Origin of the sequence: Acinetobacter sp. UBA6571 (assembly GCF_002434085.1) — a bacterium.
GTDB lineage: Bacteria > Pseudomonadota > Gammaproteobacteria > Pseudomonadales > Moraxellaceae > Acinetobacter > Acinetobacter radioresistens.
In genome coordinates this window covers 1-17,482 of sequence record NZ_DJJJ01000047.1, presented here as the reverse complement: position 1 = coordinate 17,482, position 17,482 = coordinate 1, and the positions used below count along the sequence as shown (strand labels likewise).

General features: G+C 40.3%; 16 protein-coding genes and 4 tRNA genes. 11 read left to right on the top strand and 9 right to left on the bottom strand.

Annotated features, from left to right (window positions below):
- Nucleotides 1-39: 39 nt before the first annotated feature.
- Nucleotides 40-1,038, top strand: a complete 999-nt coding sequence (locus B3X18_RS08565; RefSeq protein ID WP_005014848.1) for a helix-turn-helix transcriptional regulator — start codon at nucleotides 40-42, stop codon at nucleotides 1,036-1,038.
- 379 nt (nucleotides 1,039-1,417) lie between these two features.
- Here the strand turns inward: B3X18_RS08565 and mnmG are convergent, their stop codons facing one another.
- Nucleotides 1,418-3,298 carry a tRNA uridine-5-carboxymethylaminomethyl(34) synthesis enzyme MnmG gene (gene mnmG / locus B3X18_RS08560; RefSeq protein WP_005014852.1) on the bottom strand — a complete coding sequence of 627 codons (1,881 nt, stop codon included), beginning with the start codon at nucleotides 3,296-3,298 and terminating at the stop codon, nucleotides 1,418-1,420.
- A gap of 252 nt (nucleotides 3,299-3,550) precedes the next feature.
- Here mnmG and B3X18_RS08555 point away from each other — a divergent pair, with 252 nt between their 5' ends.
- The 9 genes from B3X18_RS08555 to B3X18_RS08515 all read left to right on the top strand — a co-directional run bounded on the left by B3X18_RS08555 (nucleotide 3,551) and on the right by B3X18_RS08515 (nucleotide 11,967).
- Nucleotides 3,551-3,898: a hypothetical protein gene (locus tag B3X18_RS08555; protein ID WP_005014853.1), complete on the top strand. Its 348-nt coding sequence runs from the start codon at nucleotides 3,551-3,553 to the stop codon at nucleotides 3,896-3,898.
- A gap of 166 nt (nucleotides 3,899-4,064) precedes the next feature.
- The gene (locus B3X18_RS08550; RefSeq protein ID WP_005405103.1) at nucleotides 4,065-4,946 is read left to right on the top strand and encodes a bile acid:sodium symporter family protein; all 882 of its coding nucleotides are present in this window, start codon (nucleotides 4,065-4,067) and stop codon (nucleotides 4,944-4,946) included.
- A gap of 121 nt (nucleotides 4,947-5,067) precedes the next feature.
- Nucleotides 5,068-5,970 carry a 50S ribosomal protein L11 methyltransferase gene (prmA, locus tag B3X18_RS08545; protein ID WP_005014855.1) on the top strand — a complete coding sequence of 301 codons (903 nt, stop codon included), beginning with the start codon at nucleotides 5,068-5,070 and terminating at the stop codon, nucleotides 5,968-5,970.
- A 16-nt stretch (nucleotides 5,971-5,986) separates the two neighbouring features.
- Nucleotides 5,987-6,856 carry a DUF3426 domain-containing protein gene (locus B3X18_RS08540; RefSeq protein WP_005014863.1) on the top strand — a complete coding sequence of 290 codons (870 nt, stop codon included), beginning with the start codon at nucleotides 5,987-5,989 and terminating at the stop codon, nucleotides 6,854-6,856.
- 360 nt (nucleotides 6,857-7,216) lie between these two features.
- The gene (gene fis / locus B3X18_RS08535) at nucleotides 7,217-7,486 is read left to right on the top strand and encodes a DNA-binding transcriptional regulator Fis (RefSeq protein WP_005014868.1); all 270 of its coding nucleotides are present in this window, start codon (nucleotides 7,217-7,219) and stop codon (nucleotides 7,484-7,486) included.
- 69 nt (nucleotides 7,487-7,555) lie between these two features.
- Nucleotides 7,556-9,130, top strand: coding sequence for a bifunctional phosphoribosylaminoimidazolecarboxamide formyltransferase/IMP cyclohydrolase (gene purH / locus B3X18_RS08530; protein ID WP_005405101.1), 1,575 nt, complete (start codon nucleotides 7,556-7,558; stop codon nucleotides 9,128-9,130).
- A 145-nt stretch (nucleotides 9,131-9,275) separates the two neighbouring features.
- On the top strand, nucleotides 9,276-10,559 hold the full coding sequence (gene purD / locus B3X18_RS08525) for a phosphoribosylamine--glycine ligase (RefSeq protein ID WP_034670104.1): 1,284 nt from the start codon (nucleotides 9,276-9,278) through the stop codon (nucleotides 10,557-10,559).
- Nucleotides 10,560-10,684: 125 nt separating this feature from the next.
- Entirely contained in the window at nucleotides 10,685-11,416 is a 732-nt protein-coding gene (gene gloB, locus B3X18_RS08520) for a hydroxyacylglutathione hydrolase (protein WP_017401265.1), read from the top strand.
- Between the two features lie 347 nt (nucleotides 11,417-11,763).
- Nucleotides 11,764-11,967: a hypothetical protein gene (locus B3X18_RS08515; protein WP_005014876.1), complete on the top strand. Its 204-nt coding sequence runs from the start codon at nucleotides 11,764-11,766 to the stop codon at nucleotides 11,965-11,967.
- Nucleotides 11,968-12,110: 143 nt separating this feature from the next.
- Here the strand turns inward: B3X18_RS08515 and B3X18_RS08510 are convergent.
- The 6 genes from B3X18_RS08510 to B3X18_RS08485 form a co-directional block, all read right to left on the bottom strand.
- Nucleotides 12,111-12,195: transfer RNA gene (locus B3X18_RS08510), tRNA-Leu, on the bottom strand.
- 15 nt (nucleotides 12,196-12,210) lie between these two features.
- A tRNA-Leu gene (locus tag B3X18_RS08505) sits at nucleotides 12,211-12,295 on the bottom strand.
- Nucleotides 12,296-12,324: 29 nt separating this feature from the next.
- Nucleotides 12,325-12,398: transfer RNA gene (locus B3X18_RS08500), tRNA-Trp, on the bottom strand.
- A gap of 62 nt (nucleotides 12,399-12,460) precedes the next feature.
- Nucleotides 12,461-12,545: transfer RNA gene (locus B3X18_RS08495), tRNA-Leu, on the bottom strand.
- Between the two features lie 117 nt (nucleotides 12,546-12,662).
- Nucleotides 12,663-13,457: a serine/threonine protein kinase gene (locus tag B3X18_RS08490; protein ID WP_017401266.1), complete on the bottom strand. Its 795-nt coding sequence runs from the start codon at nucleotides 13,455-13,457 to the stop codon at nucleotides 12,663-12,665.
- Nucleotides 13,450-14,958: a DUF3336 domain-containing protein gene (locus tag B3X18_RS08485; RefSeq protein ID WP_005025427.1), complete on the bottom strand. Its 1,509-nt coding sequence runs from the start codon at nucleotides 14,956-14,958 to the stop codon at nucleotides 13,450-13,452. Before B3X18_RS08485 ends, B3X18_RS08490 begins: the two co-directional genes overlap by 8 nt.
- 173 nt (nucleotides 14,959-15,131) lie before the next feature.
- Between B3X18_RS08485 and B3X18_RS08480 the strand changes: the two genes are divergently transcribed.
- The gene (locus B3X18_RS08480) at nucleotides 15,132-16,004 is read left to right on the top strand and encodes an ATP-binding protein (protein WP_005014884.1); all 873 of its coding nucleotides are present in this window, start codon (nucleotides 15,132-15,134) and stop codon (nucleotides 16,002-16,004) included.
- Nucleotides 16,005-16,108: 104 nt separating this feature from the next.
- Here the strand turns inward: B3X18_RS08480 and B3X18_RS08475 are convergent, their stop codons facing one another.
- Together B3X18_RS08475 and B3X18_RS08470 are read right to left on the bottom strand one after the other, a co-directional pair.
- A complete protein-coding gene (locus tag B3X18_RS08475; RefSeq protein ID WP_034688190.1) occupies nucleotides 16,109-16,930 on the bottom strand; it encodes an OXA-23 family carbapenem-hydrolyzing class D beta-lactamase OXA-812 in 822 nt (273 codons plus the stop codon).
- Nucleotides 16,931-16,994: 64 nt separating this feature from the next.
- Nucleotides 16,995-17,482: tRNA (adenosine(37)-N6)-threonylcarbamoyltransferase complex transferase subunit TsaD (locus tag B3X18_RS08470; RefSeq protein WP_286935397.1), on the bottom strand; the 488-nt coding region annotated here is incomplete at its 5' end.

Sequence of the window (17,482 nt, the reverse complement as noted above, 5' to 3'; positions counted from 1 at the left end):
TCTTTTAACTCATTCAACTTTTCCAGCTTTATAGTGATTATGACCTCACAAGAAAAAGAAACCTCTAATAGTCTGTATCGTCAGTGGCAAATCCTTTCCCGCCTGTCTACGGGCAAATGGATGGGCACGCGAGAACTTCAAGAGATTCTTGAGCGTGAAGGTATTGATATCAGCTTGAGAACGATCCAGCGGGACTTGAACCAGATTTCGCAACGCTTCCCGATTGAAAGTAATAAAACCGTGCCTCAGGGCTGGCGTTGGCGCTCAGATGCGCCTATTCAGAGCTTGCCGCATATGACCAGCTCTCAGGCTGTAACTTTTATGATGGTAGAAGAACACCTTAAACATCTGTTGCCACCCAGTTTAATTGAAGAAATGAACCCATGGTTTGATCTGGCCCGGCGCAGCCTTTCTACCCAAAACAATGTGCGGCAATGGATTAACCGGGTCCGGATTGTTCCTGCGACCCAGCCGCTTATTCCACCTGTAGTAGACCGGCAGGCACAACAGGCAATTTATGAAGGGTTATTGCAAGATAAACAGATAGAATGTGTTTATCGAGCACGTGGGCATCATTCGGAAGAAAAAACCTATATTTTAAATCCATTAGGGCTGGTACAAAAAGGTGCCATCATTTATCTGATCTGTACCCGTCATGATAAAAATGAAGTACAGACCTTTGCTCTTCATCGTTTTAAATCTGCCATAGTACTCAACTCAAGATCATTACATCCCGTAGATTTTGATATTGATGTCTATATCGAGTCAGGCGCTTTAGGCTTTCGTGTAGATTATAACAAGCCCACTGAAACAGTTGAGCTGAAACTGGTAATGTCAGAAAGTACCGCTCAAAGTTTTTACGAAAGTCAGCTCAGTAAAGATCAGACCATTAGTATACTTGAGGAGCATGTGGTTGAAATTAGTGCTCATGTGCCCTTTACATCACAATTGGTTTGGTGGTTAAGAAGTTTTGGTAAAAAGCTATTACGTATAGAACCTGCACAGGTCGCTGCTGCGGTGTATGAAACCGAAGAATAAAAAAAGAGAGCTATTTGTAGCTCTCTGAGACTTTTTATTATCATTTTAAATAACAGAAAAAATATTATTCTTTTAAACCAGATTAAGGCCAGTTTTACATACGCTATAGCCATATAAACTTGAAAACCCGTTTTTTATACTATCTAAATCAGCTATTAACATCGGCAAGCCAGCATGTCAGTATTAAAGCGTATACGGCGTATTGTCATAAAATAACTCTCCTCTATTTGGGTGTAAGAGTACTTTAACAATTCAATATAGGAACTGTGAAATAAATAGATTAGCTAAGTTTTCTAAATTTTTATCTTAATATTTATTTTGAAAATATTTACGGAAATACATATATAAAGAAGCCTGCATTAAGCAGGCTTTTTTTCAGTTAAGCTGTCTTTTTTATCTGGGCATTTTTACGGATCGTAATCATAATCAGTTGTACTGCTGCCGGTGTTACACCAGGAATACGGCTGGCTTGTGCCAAGGTTTCAGGCAATACAGTTTTTAATTTCTGGGTAATTTCACGCGAAAGACCAGACACTACATCATAATTAAAATCAGCCGGAATCCGGGTTTCTTCCAGACGTTTCATCTGTGCAACATCTTCATGCTGGCGATTGATATAGCCCGCGTATTTTACAGCAATCTCAATCTGATCACCCACCTGCTGAGTAACCTCAGAGTCTGTAAGTTCAGCAATTTGCTCAAAAGTTACATTCGGACGTTTTAACAGGTCAATTGCACTAGATTCCTTACTTAAATCCTGCCCTGTCATCTCAACGAATTTTTTACCCATCGGATTATTAGGCGCCGCCCACAAGTGCTGCAAACGGGACGTTTCACGCTCAACAGCTTCCATTTTTTCACAGTATGCCGCCCAACGCACGTCATCGACGAGACCCATTTCACGACCTACTGGGGTCAGACGCTGGTCAGCATTATCTTCACGCAACATCAGACGATATTCCGCCCGTGAGGTAAACATACGGTATGGCTCTTTAGTTCCTAAAGTAATGAGATCATCCACCAAGACTCCCATATACGCCTGATCACGTTTAGGCGTCCACTCTTCCTGCTCCCAGGCACGACGTGCAGCATTCAGACCTGCAAGCAAACCTTGTGCACCTGCTTCTTCATAGCCAGTCGTACCATTAATCTGTCCGGCAAAATACAGGTTACTAATAGCTTTGGTTTCTAAAGTAAATTTTAAGGCTTGCGGATTAAAATAATCATATTCAATGGCGTAGCCCGGACGCAGAATGTGGGCATTTTCCATACCGCGAATTGAACGGACCAGCTCAAATTGCACATCAAATGGTAAAGAGGTTGAAATTCCATTAGGATACAGCTCATGAGTATCCAAGCCCTCTGGCTCCAGAAACACCTGATGCGAATCTTTATCGGCAAAACGGTGTATCTTGTCTTCAATAGACGGACAATAACGCGGTCCTACCCCTTCAATCACACCAGTATACATTGGTGAACGGTCAAGTCCGCCACGAATGATCTCATGAGTCTTCTCGTTAGTATGGGTAATATAACAGTTTACCTGTTCAGGATGCATGGATGCATCACCCATGAAAGACATGGTTGGAGAAGGAAAATCACCCGGCTGTGGTGTCATGACAGAAAAATCAACCGAACGCGCATCAATACGTGGCGGTGTACCTGTTTTCAGACGACCTACTGGCAATTTTAATTCACGTAAACGATGTGCTAGAGAAATTGACGGTGGATCACCTGCCCGACCACCACTTGATTTTTCCAGACCAACATGAATGACACCACCCAAAAAAGTACCTGTTGTTAACACGACTGTCTTGGTATCAAAGCGGATACCCATTTGCGTTACGACACCTTTAACAGTATCGCCTTCTACAATCAGGTCATCAGCAGCCTGTTGGAAGATATCCAGATTTGCCTGATTCTCCAGAACATTACGGATAGCTGCTTTATAAAGAATCCGGTCTGCCTGTGCACGGGTTGCTCGTACTGCAGCACCTTTACGCGAATTCAGAATACGGAACTGTATACCACCTTTATCTGCTGCCAGTGCCATTGCACCGCCCAAGGCATCAATTTCACGCACCAGATGTGACTTACCAATACCACCAATAGCCGGATTACAGCTCATTTGCCCCAAAGTCTCAATGTTATGAGTCAAGAGCAAGGTCTGTCGACCCATACGTGCAGCAGCGAGCGCCGCTTCCGTACCCGCGTGACCGCCACCGATAACAATGACATCGTATACTTTAGGATAATGCATAGTGGTAAATATAAGTCTAAAAAAGGGGACAGAATATTATAGCAGAAATTTTATTTTGACGTAGTGAGTAGAAGATTTTTCCTTAGTTCCTCTATTTTCATTCTACCTCGCTTATTTTTAAAAAATGTAATTAAGATTTGCATATTTACCTCAAAAGTACACAAGAATTTATGAAAACTTACCAGATCAAAATTGTTTTATTCTGATTATTTTTTATCCTTAAGTTTGATTATACTAAGAAGGAAACATGCCATGAAAACCAAAATATTGTTATCTAGTATCCTGTGCGGTTTATGTGTCAGCTCTTTTGCAAACGCAAATGATAAAGTTGACCGAGTCTATAATCCTCAAAAATATCAGCAAGTCTGTAAGGGCAAAAGCCAAGGCACTTGGGTAAGTTTTGCTTATCGTGGCATTATCTGGAATGGTACTTGTGAACCACGGTTCTTCCCTACAGGCAATCCTAGTTCCCTCATAGGTGACGAACCAGAACTTTATAATGCTTGTACAACTGCAAGTGGTACAGCTACAGCAACAATTAATGGTAAACAAATGAGTGGTAAATGTGCTTTAGGCTTTACTCCGCCACACCCACGTTAATTTGGTCTATAAATTCAGCCTTTAGCATATTAAATGTAAAGGCTGTTTCTAGTTAAACGGTCAAAAGCTTTTGCTCATTGACCGTTTTTCATTTGTATTTCTCGTAAACTTCGCTAAACTGAATAAAAATTAGATTTATAACATTAACAATAAAAAAGGAATAACAATGGATTCAGGATTGATTACCATATTTTTGCCTATTGCTCTGGCAATTATCATGGCCGGGCTTGGTCTCGAACTCACCCCTAAAGATTTTACCCGTATTAAAAAACACCCAAAAGCTGTAGTTTTAGCATTATTCTGTCAACTTTTTATTCTAGTAGGTATTGCATTTTTTATTTGCAAAATATTGGCATTATCGCCTGCATTAGCGGTAGGCTTGATGTTACTTGCGGCTTCCCCTGGCGGGCCAACAGCAAACTTGTTCAGCTACCTTTATAAGGGAGATATTGCCCTAAATATTACCTTGACTGCGATTAACTCAGTCGTTGCAGCGTTTAGCTTACCCTTTATTGTAAATCTGGCTATTCAGCATTTTATGACTGATGGCCAACAGGTGGGTTTACAGTTTTCCAAAGTGGCTCAAGTTTTTTTAATTATTATTGTTCCGGTCTGTTTAGGCATGTTATTGAGACATTTTTCTCCTCGCATTGCCGAGAAACTTAATCGTCCAGTACGTATATTTGCAGTTATATTTCTTGTTCTGATTATTATTGTGGCGGTGTTTAAAGAGCGTAATAACATTCTTGACTATCTCATGCAAATTGGTGCAGCAACTGCCCTGTTCTGTTTTGCAAGTCTGTTAATTGGTTATTTTATACCGCGCCTCTTTGGGATTAACAGTGCGCAAGCTCGAGCCTGTGCTTTTGAAATTGGCATTCATAACAGCACGCTTGCTATGACCATTGCCTTAACGATTATGTCAAGTACAACCATTGCCATGCCAGCAGTTGTTTATTCACTAATTATGTATATTTTTGCTGCGATCTTTGGCACCTTACTTAATCGTTATTCACCTCAACCTCAATTACAAGAGGAGTTAGCCTGATCAGGGCCCTATACATCTCAGACGCAGCTCAGCTTTTTTCACTTTTACCAGAGTTTAACTAGGCTTTAGTCATGAATCGGCTACAATAGTCTTTTAATAAACATAGATTGGGTTATTTCTTGTGAAGTGGTTACAAATTCATATTACTGTTAATCAGGACCAGGTTGATTTGACTGAAACATTGCTGATGTCATTAGGGGCAGTCAGCGTGACCTTAGATGATGCAGAAAACCAAGACCTGCTTGAGCCGCTTCCAGGCGAAACCCCGCTATGGAATAAAGTTATTGTCACAGGTATCTATCAGGATGATGAAAATGATCCGATTGATACAGAAAAGCTTGAAGCCTTTATTCATGCCCAGTTACCTGAAGCATCTATTTGCAGTGAAGAGCTTGAAGACCAAGTCTGGGAACGCTCATGGATGGATTATTATGAGCCCATTCAGATTGGTGAAAAATTCTGGATCGTGCCTGAATGGTTAGAGCCGCCAGAAACCGGTGCAGTCAATATTAAGCTTGATCCAGGCTTGGCTTTTGGTACAGGAAATCATGCAAGTACTTTCTTGTGTCTGCAATGGCTCGGTAAGACAGATCTTAAAGATAAAGTTGTGATCGACTATGGCTGTGGCTCCGGAATTTTAGGTGTCGCTGCCTTACTGTTAGGGGCGAAACAGGTTTACGCTACTGATATTGATCCACAAGCTGTACTGGCTACCCAGCAGAATGCCGAGCTAAATGGCGTACTAGAACGATTATATGTGGGATTACCCGAGGAATTTAATACTGTTTTTAAAGGTCAGCAAGCCGATGTACTTGTTGCAAACATTCTTGCTGGTCCTCTTATGGCATTAGCTTCTGAGTTCTCAACATTGATCAAGTCCGAAGGTGAGTTTGCACTGGCAGGCGTGATTGAAGAACAGGTAAATGATGTATCTGGCGTTTATTCAGAATACTTCGATATTCTGGACGTAGAGAAACGTGAAGAAAACTGGTGCCGTATTTCAGGAAAACGTCAGCAGTACTAATAATAGAGAGCACTTAATGATGAGTGACAAACAGACCCGCTGCCCCAAGTGTACTACTATCTATAAGGTAACATTAACCCAGCTTACAATTGCTCAGGGTATGGTCTGTTGTCCTAAATGTTCTATCAATTTTAATGCGCTAACTCATCTGGTTCAGCCTGCTGTTTCCTCTGAAACACGGGGCTCTGCAATAAAGAAAAGTACTTTACCTACCCATATTGGAGAACGTAAAAAAATTGGTTCAGAGCCCAGTGCAAATATTCTTGATATTTTTGAACGCAAGATTGAGAACTCAAATATTGACCTGCTGACTTATCTGAACAATCTGAATTATTTTCATAATGAAAGCACGTTATCACTTCCAGCCCTGCATCTTTCAGGGGGCAATGCACTTAAAGAAGCTCCCCACCCTAGAAGTACAAGATTTTATTATCTGCTCTGGGGTAGTATCAATGTATTGTTGGCTATGGTGCTTATATTACAGGTACTCTGGTTTAACCCTAAAATAATCAATGATAGTCCCTTCTTTAACCTGTTATTTAAACAGGTGTGTACCGTACTGACTTGTGAAAAACTGGAAGATTATTATTCTCAGGTTAAAATTGATAAAGTTAAAGTTAATCGTGCCGGTAAAGGACAAACAGTTTTTTCTGGTGTAATAGTGAATGAATATGAAAATAGTCTTCAAATACCAAGTATCAAGCTTAGCCTTAATAAGCATAATGCAGAGATTCTTAATACAGTAATACTCCCTGAACAGTATCTCACGAATGATTTATATAAAGTTCGCCGTATACCAACGCATAGTCCATTTAAGTTCAAATTTACGGTTCCAGTGGACTGCAAAGACTTTGATGACTACCATTTAGAAATAATCCGTCCATAATTGTAAAAAAATTAAAAAAAATTGCAGTTAATTTGCTCACTTTTTCTTAGACAATGTTATCATACGCGCCACGAAAGCTTAGCCTTACATACTTCTCGCTTTTATCCACAACAAATACAGTTAAGCAATATGTGCTTTATATAAATTTAGCGCATGGAGCCGATTTTTTGTTTTGAAAAGTAACTGTAACAAAACTTCAACTATTGTTACGCTTATTTTTTGCTCAATTTTGAGAAGTTGTGGCAAGCTAGTTGTTTCCAGTTTTAGAGCTCCGTTTTTAGGATCTAAGACGGAGCTTCATTTTTCTAGACCATATTTATCGCTTTACCCAAGTGATATTTGATTTTCGGATTAACTCGCATGAATAGCAAATCTCCTATTTTTACTGCACAATCTGATGTTGCACTTCGCATCCATGTAGATCGCGCGGTTCGCCATTACTTTGCGTCTTTGCAAGGTGAGCAACCATCTCAGGTATATGACATGGTGCTGGCAGAAATGGAGAAACCTCTTTTATCTGTAGTTCTAGAATATACTCGCGGTAACCAGACACGGGCCGCCGAGATTCTTGGACTGAACCGTGGTACTTTACGTAAAAAGTTGAAAGCTCACGGTTTGATGAGTGAATAAATGATAAAATGCTCACGCTTCGTGGGCATTTTTTATGCCTATTTGTTTTAATCTGTAGACTTAAAAATCATGACTATTAAACGCGCTTTAATCTCTGTTTCTGATAAGACGGGCATCGTAGATTTTGCTCAAAACCTTGTTGCATTAGGAGTGGAGATCCTTTCAACTGGTGGTACTTACAAACTACTTAAAGACAATAATATTGCTGTGGTTGAAGTATCAGAGCATACCGGTTTTCCAGAAATGATGGATGGCCGTGTTAAAACCCTGCATCCAAAAATTCATGGGGGTATTCTTGCACGTCGTGGTCTAGACGAAGCTGTTATGCAAGAACACAATATTGCTCCGATTGATCTGGTCGTTGTTAACCTGTACCCATTTGCTGCTACTGTTGCAAAACCTGACTGTTCACTGGCAGATGCAATTGAGAACATCGACATCGGTGGCCCTACCATGGTTCGTGCTGCGGCAAAAAATCATGCCTCTGTAGGTATTGTAGTAAATGCTTCTGATTATGCAACTGTGATTGCTGAGCTTAAAGCTGAAGGGTCCCTATCTTATGCAACCCGTTTTGACCTGGCAGTGAAAGCATTTGAACATACTGCACAATACGACGGTATGATTGCATCTTACTTAGGCGCTCGTGTCGGTAAAGAAGAAGGCCAAGCAGATAAATTCCCACGTACGTTCAATACTCAGTTAAATAAAGCTCAAGATTTACGTTACGGTGAAAACCCGCATCAATCTGCTGCATTCTATATAGATCCAGCAGCAACCGAAGCTTCTGTTGCCACTGCAAAACAATTACAAGGTAAAGAATTATCTTATAATAATATTGCTGATACTGATGCAGCACTTGAATGTGTGAAATCATTTGCCAAACCTGCTTGCGTGATTGTAAAACACGCGAATCCATGTGGCGTTGCAGTTTCTCTAGACGGTATCAAAGCAGCGTATGACCTTGCATACGCAACGGATCCAGAATCTGCATTCGGTGGCATCATTGCATTCAACCGTCAATTAGACGTCGAAACTGCACAGGCGATTGTTGACCGTCAATTCGTTGAAGTGATCATTGCACCAAGTATTGCTGAAGGCGTGCTTGAAGTCACTGGTGCGAAGAAAAATGTACGTGTACTGGTTTGTGGCGAGCTTCCTGCGATTGATGAACGTGCTCCACAGCTTGACTATAAACGTGTAAATGGCGGTTTGCTGGTTCAAGATCAAGACTTGGGCATGATCACTAAAGATGATCTTAAAGTTGTGACGAAACGTGCACCAACTGAACAGGAAATCGATGATCTGATTTTTGCCTGGAAAGTGGCGAAATACGTAAAATCTAACGCGATTGTGTATGCTAAAAACCGCCAAACGATTGGTGTGGGCGCAGGTCAAATGAGCCGTGTTAACTCAGCTCGTATTGCTGCAATCAAAGCGGAACATGCAGGACTTATAGTTGAAGGTGCAGTCATGGCATCAGATGCATTTTTCCCGTTCCGCGATGGTATCGACAATGCTGCCAAAGCAGGTATCAAATGCATTATTCAGCCAGGCGGTTCAATGCGTGATGAAGAAACGATTGCTGCTGCGGATGAACATGGAATTGCCATGGTCTTTACTGGCATGCGTCATTTCCGCCACTAATTTTTAAGTATAAATTCCAGACCCTTCTTTTCACAAGGAGGGTTTGCTACATCAGTAGATTATTTAATATCTTGCTATAAGATATTAAATAATTTTGAACCTCATTGGGTTTGTGGAATTTCATTTTCGAGGGAATTTTCTAAAGATGAACATTTTAGTTTTGGGTAGTGGCGGCCGTGAACATGCATTGGCGTGGAAAATCGCACAAGACGATCAAGTTGCAAAAGTTTTTGTAGCGCCAGGTAATGCAGGTACTGCAACTGAAAATAAATGTGAAAATGTCGCTTTAGACATTCTCGACAACCCTACCATTATTGATTTTGCCAAAAACAATGCGGTTGAATTGATTGTTGTCGGTCCTGAAGCACCACTTGTAAACGGCGTAGTCGATGCTTGCCGCGCTGCAGGTATCAAAATTTGGGGTCCAACGAAATTTGCAGCACAACTAGAAGGCTCTAAAGCATTCGCAAAACACTTCCTTAAACGCCACAACATCCCTACTGCTTTCTATGACGTGTTCACTGAAGTAGATGCTGCCAAAGCATTTGTTGAGAAAAATGGCGCGCCAATTGTGATCAAGGCTGACGGCCTTGCTGCAGGTAAAGGCGTAATCGTTGCGATGACCAATGAAGAAGCATTTGCTGCGATTGACGACATGCTTGCTGGTAACAAATTTGGTGATGCGGGTTCTCGTGTTGTGATCGAAGAATTCCTTTCGGGTGAAGAAGCATCTTTCATTTGTATGATCGATGGTGACAACATCTTGCCAATGGCCACTTCACAGGATCACAAACGCATTTTTGAAGGAGACCAAGGTCCTAACACTGGTGGTATGGGTGCTTACTCTCCTGCGCCTGTGGTGACTGCTGACGTATTTGAAAAAACTATGAATGAAGTGATGCGTCCTACCGTTGAAGGTATGAAAAAAGACGGTCATGTTTATACAGGTTTCTTATATGCAGGCTTAATGATTGATGAACAAGGTCAACCGAAAGTAATCGAGTTTAACTGTCGTTTTGGCGACCCTGAAACGCAACCAATTATGATGCGTTTAAAATCATCTTTGGTGGATTTAGTTCAAGCAGGTATTGAAGGTAATTTGCCTTCAGAAGCTGAATGGGATGAGCGTAAAACGGTTGGTATCGTTTTAGCGTCTAAAGGCTATCCAGAAACCTCAAGCAGTGGTGATGTGATTTCTGGTCTAAACACTGAAATGACAGATGCCAAAGTATTCCATGCAGGTACAAAAGCCAATGAAAATGGTGACATCGTGACTGCTGGCGGTCGTGTACTTTGCGTAACTGCACTTGGTAACACCATTGGTGAAGCGCAAGCGAAAGCATTAGAGTTTTGTGAAAAAGTAACGTTTGATGGCGTTCAATACCGTAAAGATATTGGGTATCGTGCAATTGCACGCGAACAGAGCTAATTTTTTATCAATAAATTAAGCTCGCTAATGGCGGGCTTTTTTCTTTCTGGTCGAAAAATATAAGCACATAATTCTTTCTGGAGATTGGTTATACTAATAAAAAGATCTGAGTGTTTAGGAAAAACATGACATATAAAGTGCATTGCATTGATGTTAAAAACCAGCTTCAGAATTATATCTGGATACTTGAAGATAGTTCAACTAAGGAAGCAGTTGTAATTGATCCTACTGAGGCTCAACTCGTACAAGAGTTCTGTCAAACCCATAACCTCATATTATCACAGATTTGGCTCACTCATTGGCATAAGGATCACATTGGTGGTGTGCCTGAACTGATTACTGAGCGGAATATTCCAGTCTATGGGCCACGAGAAGAACTTAGCCATATCCCCTTTATTTCTCGTCCCTTACAGCATGAGAATCACTTTAAATTTAATCATTTAAAAGTAGATATTTTAGCTGTACCGGGACACACCTTGGGCCATATTGTTTATTTTATTGATGAGCTAGACATTTTATTTTGTGGTGATACTTTATTTGCCATGGGGTGTGGGCGAGTATTTGAAGGGACATATGCACAGATGTATCACTCACTTAACCGGTTAGCCGCTTTACCTCCAAGGACACAAGTATATTGTACCCATGAATATACACTCTCCAATGCTGAATTTGCGCTGACAGTTGAACCAGATAATCTGGCACTACATAGCCGTGTGGAGCAGGTGAGAAAAATGCGTGACTCCCATCAATGCACACTTCCAACTACGATTGCACTGGAACTTGAAACCAATCCTTTTTTAAGGGTGGAGAGCGAAGAAGAGTTTTCGCGTATTCGCATACTAAAAGATAATTTCTAAGTGGTTCATAATTTTGAACTGGGTTTATCCTTGCTAAGGATAAGCCTTTCAACAAGCTGTCTTGAGGTTGATTTATACATAGCTTTTAACAGCCTAGATAATTATTTTTTCTTAAATTAGACATTATTTTTTACAATTACCTGATTAAAGTTTTTTCTACAGGCCTATTTAGTTTAAAAGTAATTTATTCAATAAGTTAAATAAAATATTTTCTGTAAAATTTGATTATTTTTACAACTCTATATTAATTAAAATAATATTATCTCACCAAAAGATATATATCTGCCCTTTAAATTATAAAGCAATAGCCTTATTAATTTACTTATATGTCAAGCAGGAGATCTCTGATGAAAAGAGTTGTCAAAGCAAAAAATTTAATAGCTTTCAAAATCTGGTTAGAAAAATTGGGGTACTCAGTTAAAAGTCTGGCCGATGGCCGTGGGTTTACATTCAGTTTTAAAAAACAATATGGCCTAGTCACTTGTGAACTTTCAGGTAATTCTCTGGCTGTGCAACTCGGGGAAGAATTCGAAGATCATCTAAAAGCTTAAGTGAATCATTTTATTTATATTTTTTGCATTAATATTTAAAAGGCCAGCTTATATAATTTTAAATAGCTGGTACTTTTTCAAGTTTTCAATAATTTCTCCCATAAAAAAAAGACCAGTATTAAATATACTGGTCTTTTTGAATCTGGTGGGGATGAGGAGACTCGAACTCCTACACCTCGCGGCGCTAGCACCTGAAGCTAGTGCGTCTACCAATTTCGCCACATCCCCGTTATCTATCATCATTGGTGGGGGCGAAGAGACTCGAACTCTTACACCTCGCGGCGCTGGAACCTAAATCCAGTGCGTCTACCAATTTCGCCACGCCCCCGATGATATAAAATTATCTCAAAAGATAATTGGCAGAGGATCAAGGATTCGAACCTTGACGAACGGTTTTGGAGACCGTCATGCTACCATTACACCAATCCTCTATTTGAAGCGTATTCAGGGTTTTCACCTGAATAAATATTAAAGAAAATAATTCTCTTTAAAATGGTGGGGGCGAAGAGACTCGAACTCTTACACCTCGCGGCGCTGGAACCTAAATCCAGTGCGTCTACCAATTTCGCCACGCCCCCGATGGCTGTGTATATTATAGAGAAGACAGAATCATGACAAGCCCTTTTTATGAAAAAACCTAGCGTTTGCTTAAATAAAAAACAAATCAAAAACTTATGTATATTTTTGAAACATTTCTAATATTTCAAATAATAGAGCGCTTCATTTACCTGTTGAAAACGCTGATCTTTATATTTGCTTAACAAGCCATTTAAAAGCGGAAAAAATGGCATAAATGCGTCTGGTAATCTTATTTTTAACGTCTGACAGTGTAGCACTGCCCAATCCTGATAATTTCTGGCACTTAGACGTTGGCCACTTAACCACTCATATAAAATAACTCCAAGTGCATATAAATCAGTTCTAACCGTTTTTATTTCTCCATGAAACAGTTCTGGCGCCATATAGCGTGGTGTAGCATTCAATGCGGTGGTCTTATGAACTTGTGTAACCGACTGACTCTGCTCAAAATCAATTAAAGTGAGCTGATTATGGCAATATAAAAAATGCTGTGGCTTTAAGTCACCATGAATCCAGCCAGTTTGATGCAAAATTTGCAAACAGCCTAACATTGCAAAAATTTTCTGCTGTACTTGTTCAAAAGATAGTTGCTGTGCAGGCTGACCCAACCAGTAATCACCGTGAGGCAGAATTAGTCCCTCTCCTTTTAAGTAGCTAAATTCTGCAATCTGATTTAACTCAATGATACGTGCAGGCAGAAGAATACTTGGCTCTAATTTTCCCAGCCTTCGATAAATTTGCAGTTCATGTAAAAATCCTTTTTCATATTCGGGCTGCACTTTGGGCAGTTGGAATTTGAGCCAATACGGTGTTCCGTTTTGGCTCAAATGATATAAACGGCGGCCAAACCTCTGGCTTGACAGGCCATTTCGCAGAATCAGGCTTTCAAATGAATTCTCAAGATCAGGCATCTGCATGATCTTGACTTTTCTCTTGTTGAGTTTCTTGATAATGTAGAAGCTCCAGACAATGCTGAATTGTTTTTCCGATACGGGCATGAATTTCAATCATGGAGATTTTAGGCCAGGTTGCCTGCTCTCCTTCGCGCTGTAGTAGCTTAAACAGATGTGGTCGCGGATTCTTCAGCATATAGCTATAATGACGTAAATTATATTTGGCGATAATATTTACATCGCCATAATAACGTTGTCCAATAATGCCATAGCCGTGATCAAGCAACCGGCGCACAGGCTGGATTGCACCTAAGCGTTCACGAGTAAAATCCATCATTCCCATAGCGATCACTTTACCTTGACGCCGTACAATCCGTTCGGGCCAGCTCAGAACATCTTTACGATAGCGGTTTTCATCACTTTGCATAAATGGCACAACATGCGGATTCACCTGACTGGCGATACTATAATTCAGGTTATACAGGCGGGCCATTTTTTCTTGTGGGAAATCACTGCGTACACTGCCATCTACCCATTTGGTATTGCCCATATATTGGGTATATTGACCATCATAGCGTTTGCTGGTCAATCGTACCGGTGGGAAAAGAACTGGAACCGCACAGGAAGCCAATACAGCGCTCCAGACCAGCAAGTTAGGTGCAGTATAGGCATTCATAATCCGGGCATTTTGTGTTGCATCATATGGTGCCACAGCAACGTTAATGTGTAGACCGGATTTTTCATAGGCTTCAGCAAAAGTCAGGTCTCCAAGATTTTCCATCAGAAACTGCTTGAGATAGCGCACATCAGCCAGACCGCCATTACCTTTGAGTACATCAGTCAGTTTACGAAAATGGAAAGCTTCGGTAAAAAAACTCTCTCCACTCATAATACTTTCTAGTTCATTAGGCGAAGAAACCCCTAGCATGGCAGTCATAATGGCGCCTGCACTCGAACCTGACAGCACTTTGGGCATCAAATCTTGTTCAATCAGGGTTTTACAGACCCCTGTATGAAATAACCCTAAAGTAGCGCCGCCTGAAAACATGAGTACGGGCTGTCCATAAGCAATCTGGCAGTTTTCAAAAAAGTCTATTTTTTCTTTCAGGCTAAAGCTATGACATTCATTAGAGGCAATATAAGCCAAGCTTGCGCTCATTTCCTCAATGTAATCTTCAATTATTTTTTTAGTACCAATATACGTTGCGGTAAACAACATTGGATGGCCAATGTTCGCAATATCATAACTTAAGCCTTCACGTAAAATAGCGACTAGGTCTAAAGTACGCTGCTGCAGGCGATATTTTTTAAGCAGGTTCAAACGATGTGAAATAATCTCTGCATCAAAATAAGGAGAGCTATTGTCGAGTTTCCATTCTTGAGCACCGGTTTCTTCATCAAGTTTTAATGCAACAGATTTCCACTCTTCATAGGATTCGGCCCCTTCCAGCTGATGTTTTAATTTCTTAACCCGATATGCCTGATGCGGATTAATAGTTTGAGTTAATTCTTTTAACATTATGTGCCTATCCTTTGATATTTGTGCTCAAAGTTTTTATTGAGAATATCTGATCTTTTTCGCCACTAATCAATTGCAAAAAACTATAATTCATTGGCCTTTTTGATATTGTAGTACTATTTACGGTATTGCTAGTGCTACTATTTAGCTATTTCGATAACACCTGAAAAATTATGACAAACCTCACTCTACCAGAGAATATACTTCAAACTCTCTCTACCGTATTACAGCAGGTCCAGCAATTTTTACCTGAGCTTAAACAGCAGACAGACTTCTCTGCTCCGGCTTATAAATGGCAGGATAAACAACTTAAACCCATTTTCGAACCGAAACAAATCTATTTAGATGACCTGAAAGGAATCGAAAGACAAAAAGAAAAAATTATTCAAAATACACGACAATTTTTGCAGAATCTGCCAGCCAATGATGTTCTCCTTACTGGTTCACGCGGCACAGGAAAATCTTCAATTGTCCGTGCCCTTTTAACCGAGTATAAAGATCAAGGATTACGTTTAATTGAAATTGAACGTGATGATCTGTCCGATCTTCCTGAAATCCAGAAGCTCATCCAGAAGCGTCCGGAAAAGTTCATTGTCTACTGCGATGATCTGGCCTTTAATGCTGAAGATGAAAACTATCGCAGCTTAAAAAGTGTACTTGATGGCTCATTACAGTCAGGTTCAAGTAATTTTATTATTTATGCAACCAGCAACCGTCGACATCTGTTACCAGAATTTATGCATGAGAACACGCCAGTGACTCGTGTAGATGTACCGCAATATACCGAGTTGCATCCACAAGAAGCCATTGAGGAAAAAATTTCACTCTCGGATCGTTTTGGAATGTGGCTTTCATTCTATCCAATGGATCAAAACCTGTATTTAACCATTGTAGAACACTATCTTGCTAAAACAGATATGCCAATGAATGACGAAGCCCATGCTGAAGCCCTACGCTGGTGTCAGGCACGTGGTCAACGGTCAGGACGTGCCGCCTATCAGTTCTCTAAACACTGGATTGGATCACAACAACTAAAAGCACTGTAAAATTTTAAACTAGAAATATTAACAGGTTTCATTATTAGTCAGATTATAAAAGGCCCATTTATCTCAAATGGGCTTTTTATAAAATTAGAGTTTCTGTCAAGCTCTTAAATAATATTCAGCTGTTTTAATGATTTCATCAATAATTCATTACGTATAGATGCCGGCATTTCTGACCGCATTTCCATATTTAATGCAAAAGCGACAATTTTTCCATCTGGCTGCTCAACCCAGCCGGTCAACCAGCCCACTTGTGGTTTTATATCCATTGCCCAACCAGTCTTTCCAAAAATTTTGTAGCCATTACTCTCTTCTAAAAGAAGCATATTTTTTACATTAGCCTGCACTTTTTCACTAAATGGAAGCTGTGTATGCGCCAATTGAGAAACAAACTCTACCTCTTGAATAGGCGTAACCTTTAATGGCCCTACCAACCAGAAATTATCAACCTGCTGTCCAATTTCAGTATTACCGAAATCAATACGTTCTACTTCTTTTTGCATGAGATCAAGACCAATACGTCTTGCAAGTTCTTGATAGACTGGGACTGCGGAAAGCTTCATGGCTTCTCCTAGTGTCATGTCTTTTTCCCAAGCGATAAATGACCTTTTCTCGCCCTTCCATTTAAATATTTCATTAATATCCGTTTTCTGGTTCTCCAATCCGATCAGGGCATTCAACATTTTAAATGTAGAGGCTGGCACATATTCTGTATTTGCACGGCTTAGAGCATTACCATACAGATTAATTTTTTTATCTGTTTGAATAACCAGCACACCTGAGGTGTTTTTTTCATCAAAGTATTGATGAATCACCTGATTATGTCCTTGAACAATCTCACTCTGGGTTTCATTTATTAAATTATGCTGAACCGTACAACCAGAAAGAAAAAGAGAAGCAACCACATAGCAAGTAAAATATTTATTCATTTTAAACACCAGATCAATAGAAAATAAAAAAGAGGCAAAAGCCTCTTCCTTAATTAAACCAAAATTATATTTCTGCCGGACGAGTCAGCTCTGTCATTGGCCAGCGCGGTGTAGTGGTTACAGATAAGCCATCCTGTTGTCCTGCTTTCAGACGCTGGTAACCAGCAAATGCAATCATGGCACCATTATCTGTACAGAGTGCAGGCTCAGCATAATAAACTGAAGCTTTAATTCTATTTAAGCTGCTTTCCAGCTTTTCACGTAAACGCTGGTTTGCACTTACACCACCTGCTATTACCAAACGGTTTAACCCGGTCTGTTTTAATGCCTTGACTGATTTTTTTACTAAAGTATCGACAATAGCTTCTTGAAAACTGGCAGCAATATCGGCTTCACGATTTTGGCCTCCAACTTTTTTAAGCTGGACCGAAACAGCAGTTTTTAAGCCACTAAATGAAAAGGTCAGACCCTGGTGTAACATCGGACGTGGAAAATCAAATGCAGTCGGATTACCCTGCTGGGCAAGCCTGGCAATATTGGGTCCTCCCGGAT

Excerpts from the sequence above, each read along its gene's own strand:
- B3X18_RS08550 (WP_005405103.1), top strand. The coding sequence starts at position 4,065 with ATGGATTCAGGATTGATTACCATATTTTTGCCTATTGCTCTGGCAATT.
- B3X18_RS08540 (WP_005014863.1), top strand. The coding sequence starts at position 5,987 with ATGATGAGTGACAAACAGACCCGCTGCCCCAAGTGTACTACTATCTAT.
- mnmG (WP_005014852.1), bottom strand. The coding sequence starts at position 3,298 with ATGCATTATCCTAAAGTATACGATGTCATTGTTATCGGTGGCGGTCAC.
- B3X18_RS08565 (WP_005014848.1), top strand. The coding sequence starts at position 40 with ATGACCTCACAAGAAAAAGAAACCTCTAATAGTCTGTATCGTCAGTGG.
- B3X18_RS08490 (WP_017401266.1), bottom strand. The coding sequence starts at position 13,457 with ATGCCTGATCTTGAGAATTCATTTGAAAGCCTGATTCTGCGAAATGGC.
- B3X18_RS08475 (WP_034688190.1), bottom strand. The coding sequence starts at position 16,930 with ATGAATAAATATTTTACTTGCTATGTGGTTGCTTCTCTTTTTCTTTCT.
- fis (WP_005014868.1), top strand. The coding sequence starts at position 7,217 with ATGAATAGCAAATCTCCTATTTTTACTGCACAATCTGATGTTGCACTT.
- B3X18_RS08515 (WP_005014876.1), top strand. The coding sequence starts at position 11,764 with ATGAAAAGAGTTGTCAAAGCAAAAAATTTAATAGCTTTCAAAATCTGG.
- B3X18_RS08485 (WP_005025427.1), bottom strand. The coding sequence starts at position 14,958 with ATGTTAAAAGAATTAACTCAAACTATTAATCCGCATCAGGCATATCGG.
- purH (WP_005405101.1), top strand. The coding sequence starts at position 7,556 with ATGACTATTAAACGCGCTTTAATCTCTGTTTCTGATAAGACGGGCATC.
- gloB (WP_017401265.1), top strand. The coding sequence starts at position 10,685 with ATGACATATAAAGTGCATTGCATTGATGTTAAAAACCAGCTTCAGAAT.
- B3X18_RS08555 (WP_005014853.1), top strand. The coding sequence starts at position 3,551 with ATGAAAACCAAAATATTGTTATCTAGTATCCTGTGCGGTTTATGTGTC.
- purD (WP_034670104.1), top strand. The coding sequence starts at position 9,276 with ATGAACATTTTAGTTTTGGGTAGTGGCGGCCGTGAACATGCATTGGCG.
- B3X18_RS08480 (WP_005014884.1), top strand. The coding sequence starts at position 15,132 with ATGACAAACCTCACTCTACCAGAGAATATACTTCAAACTCTCTCTACC.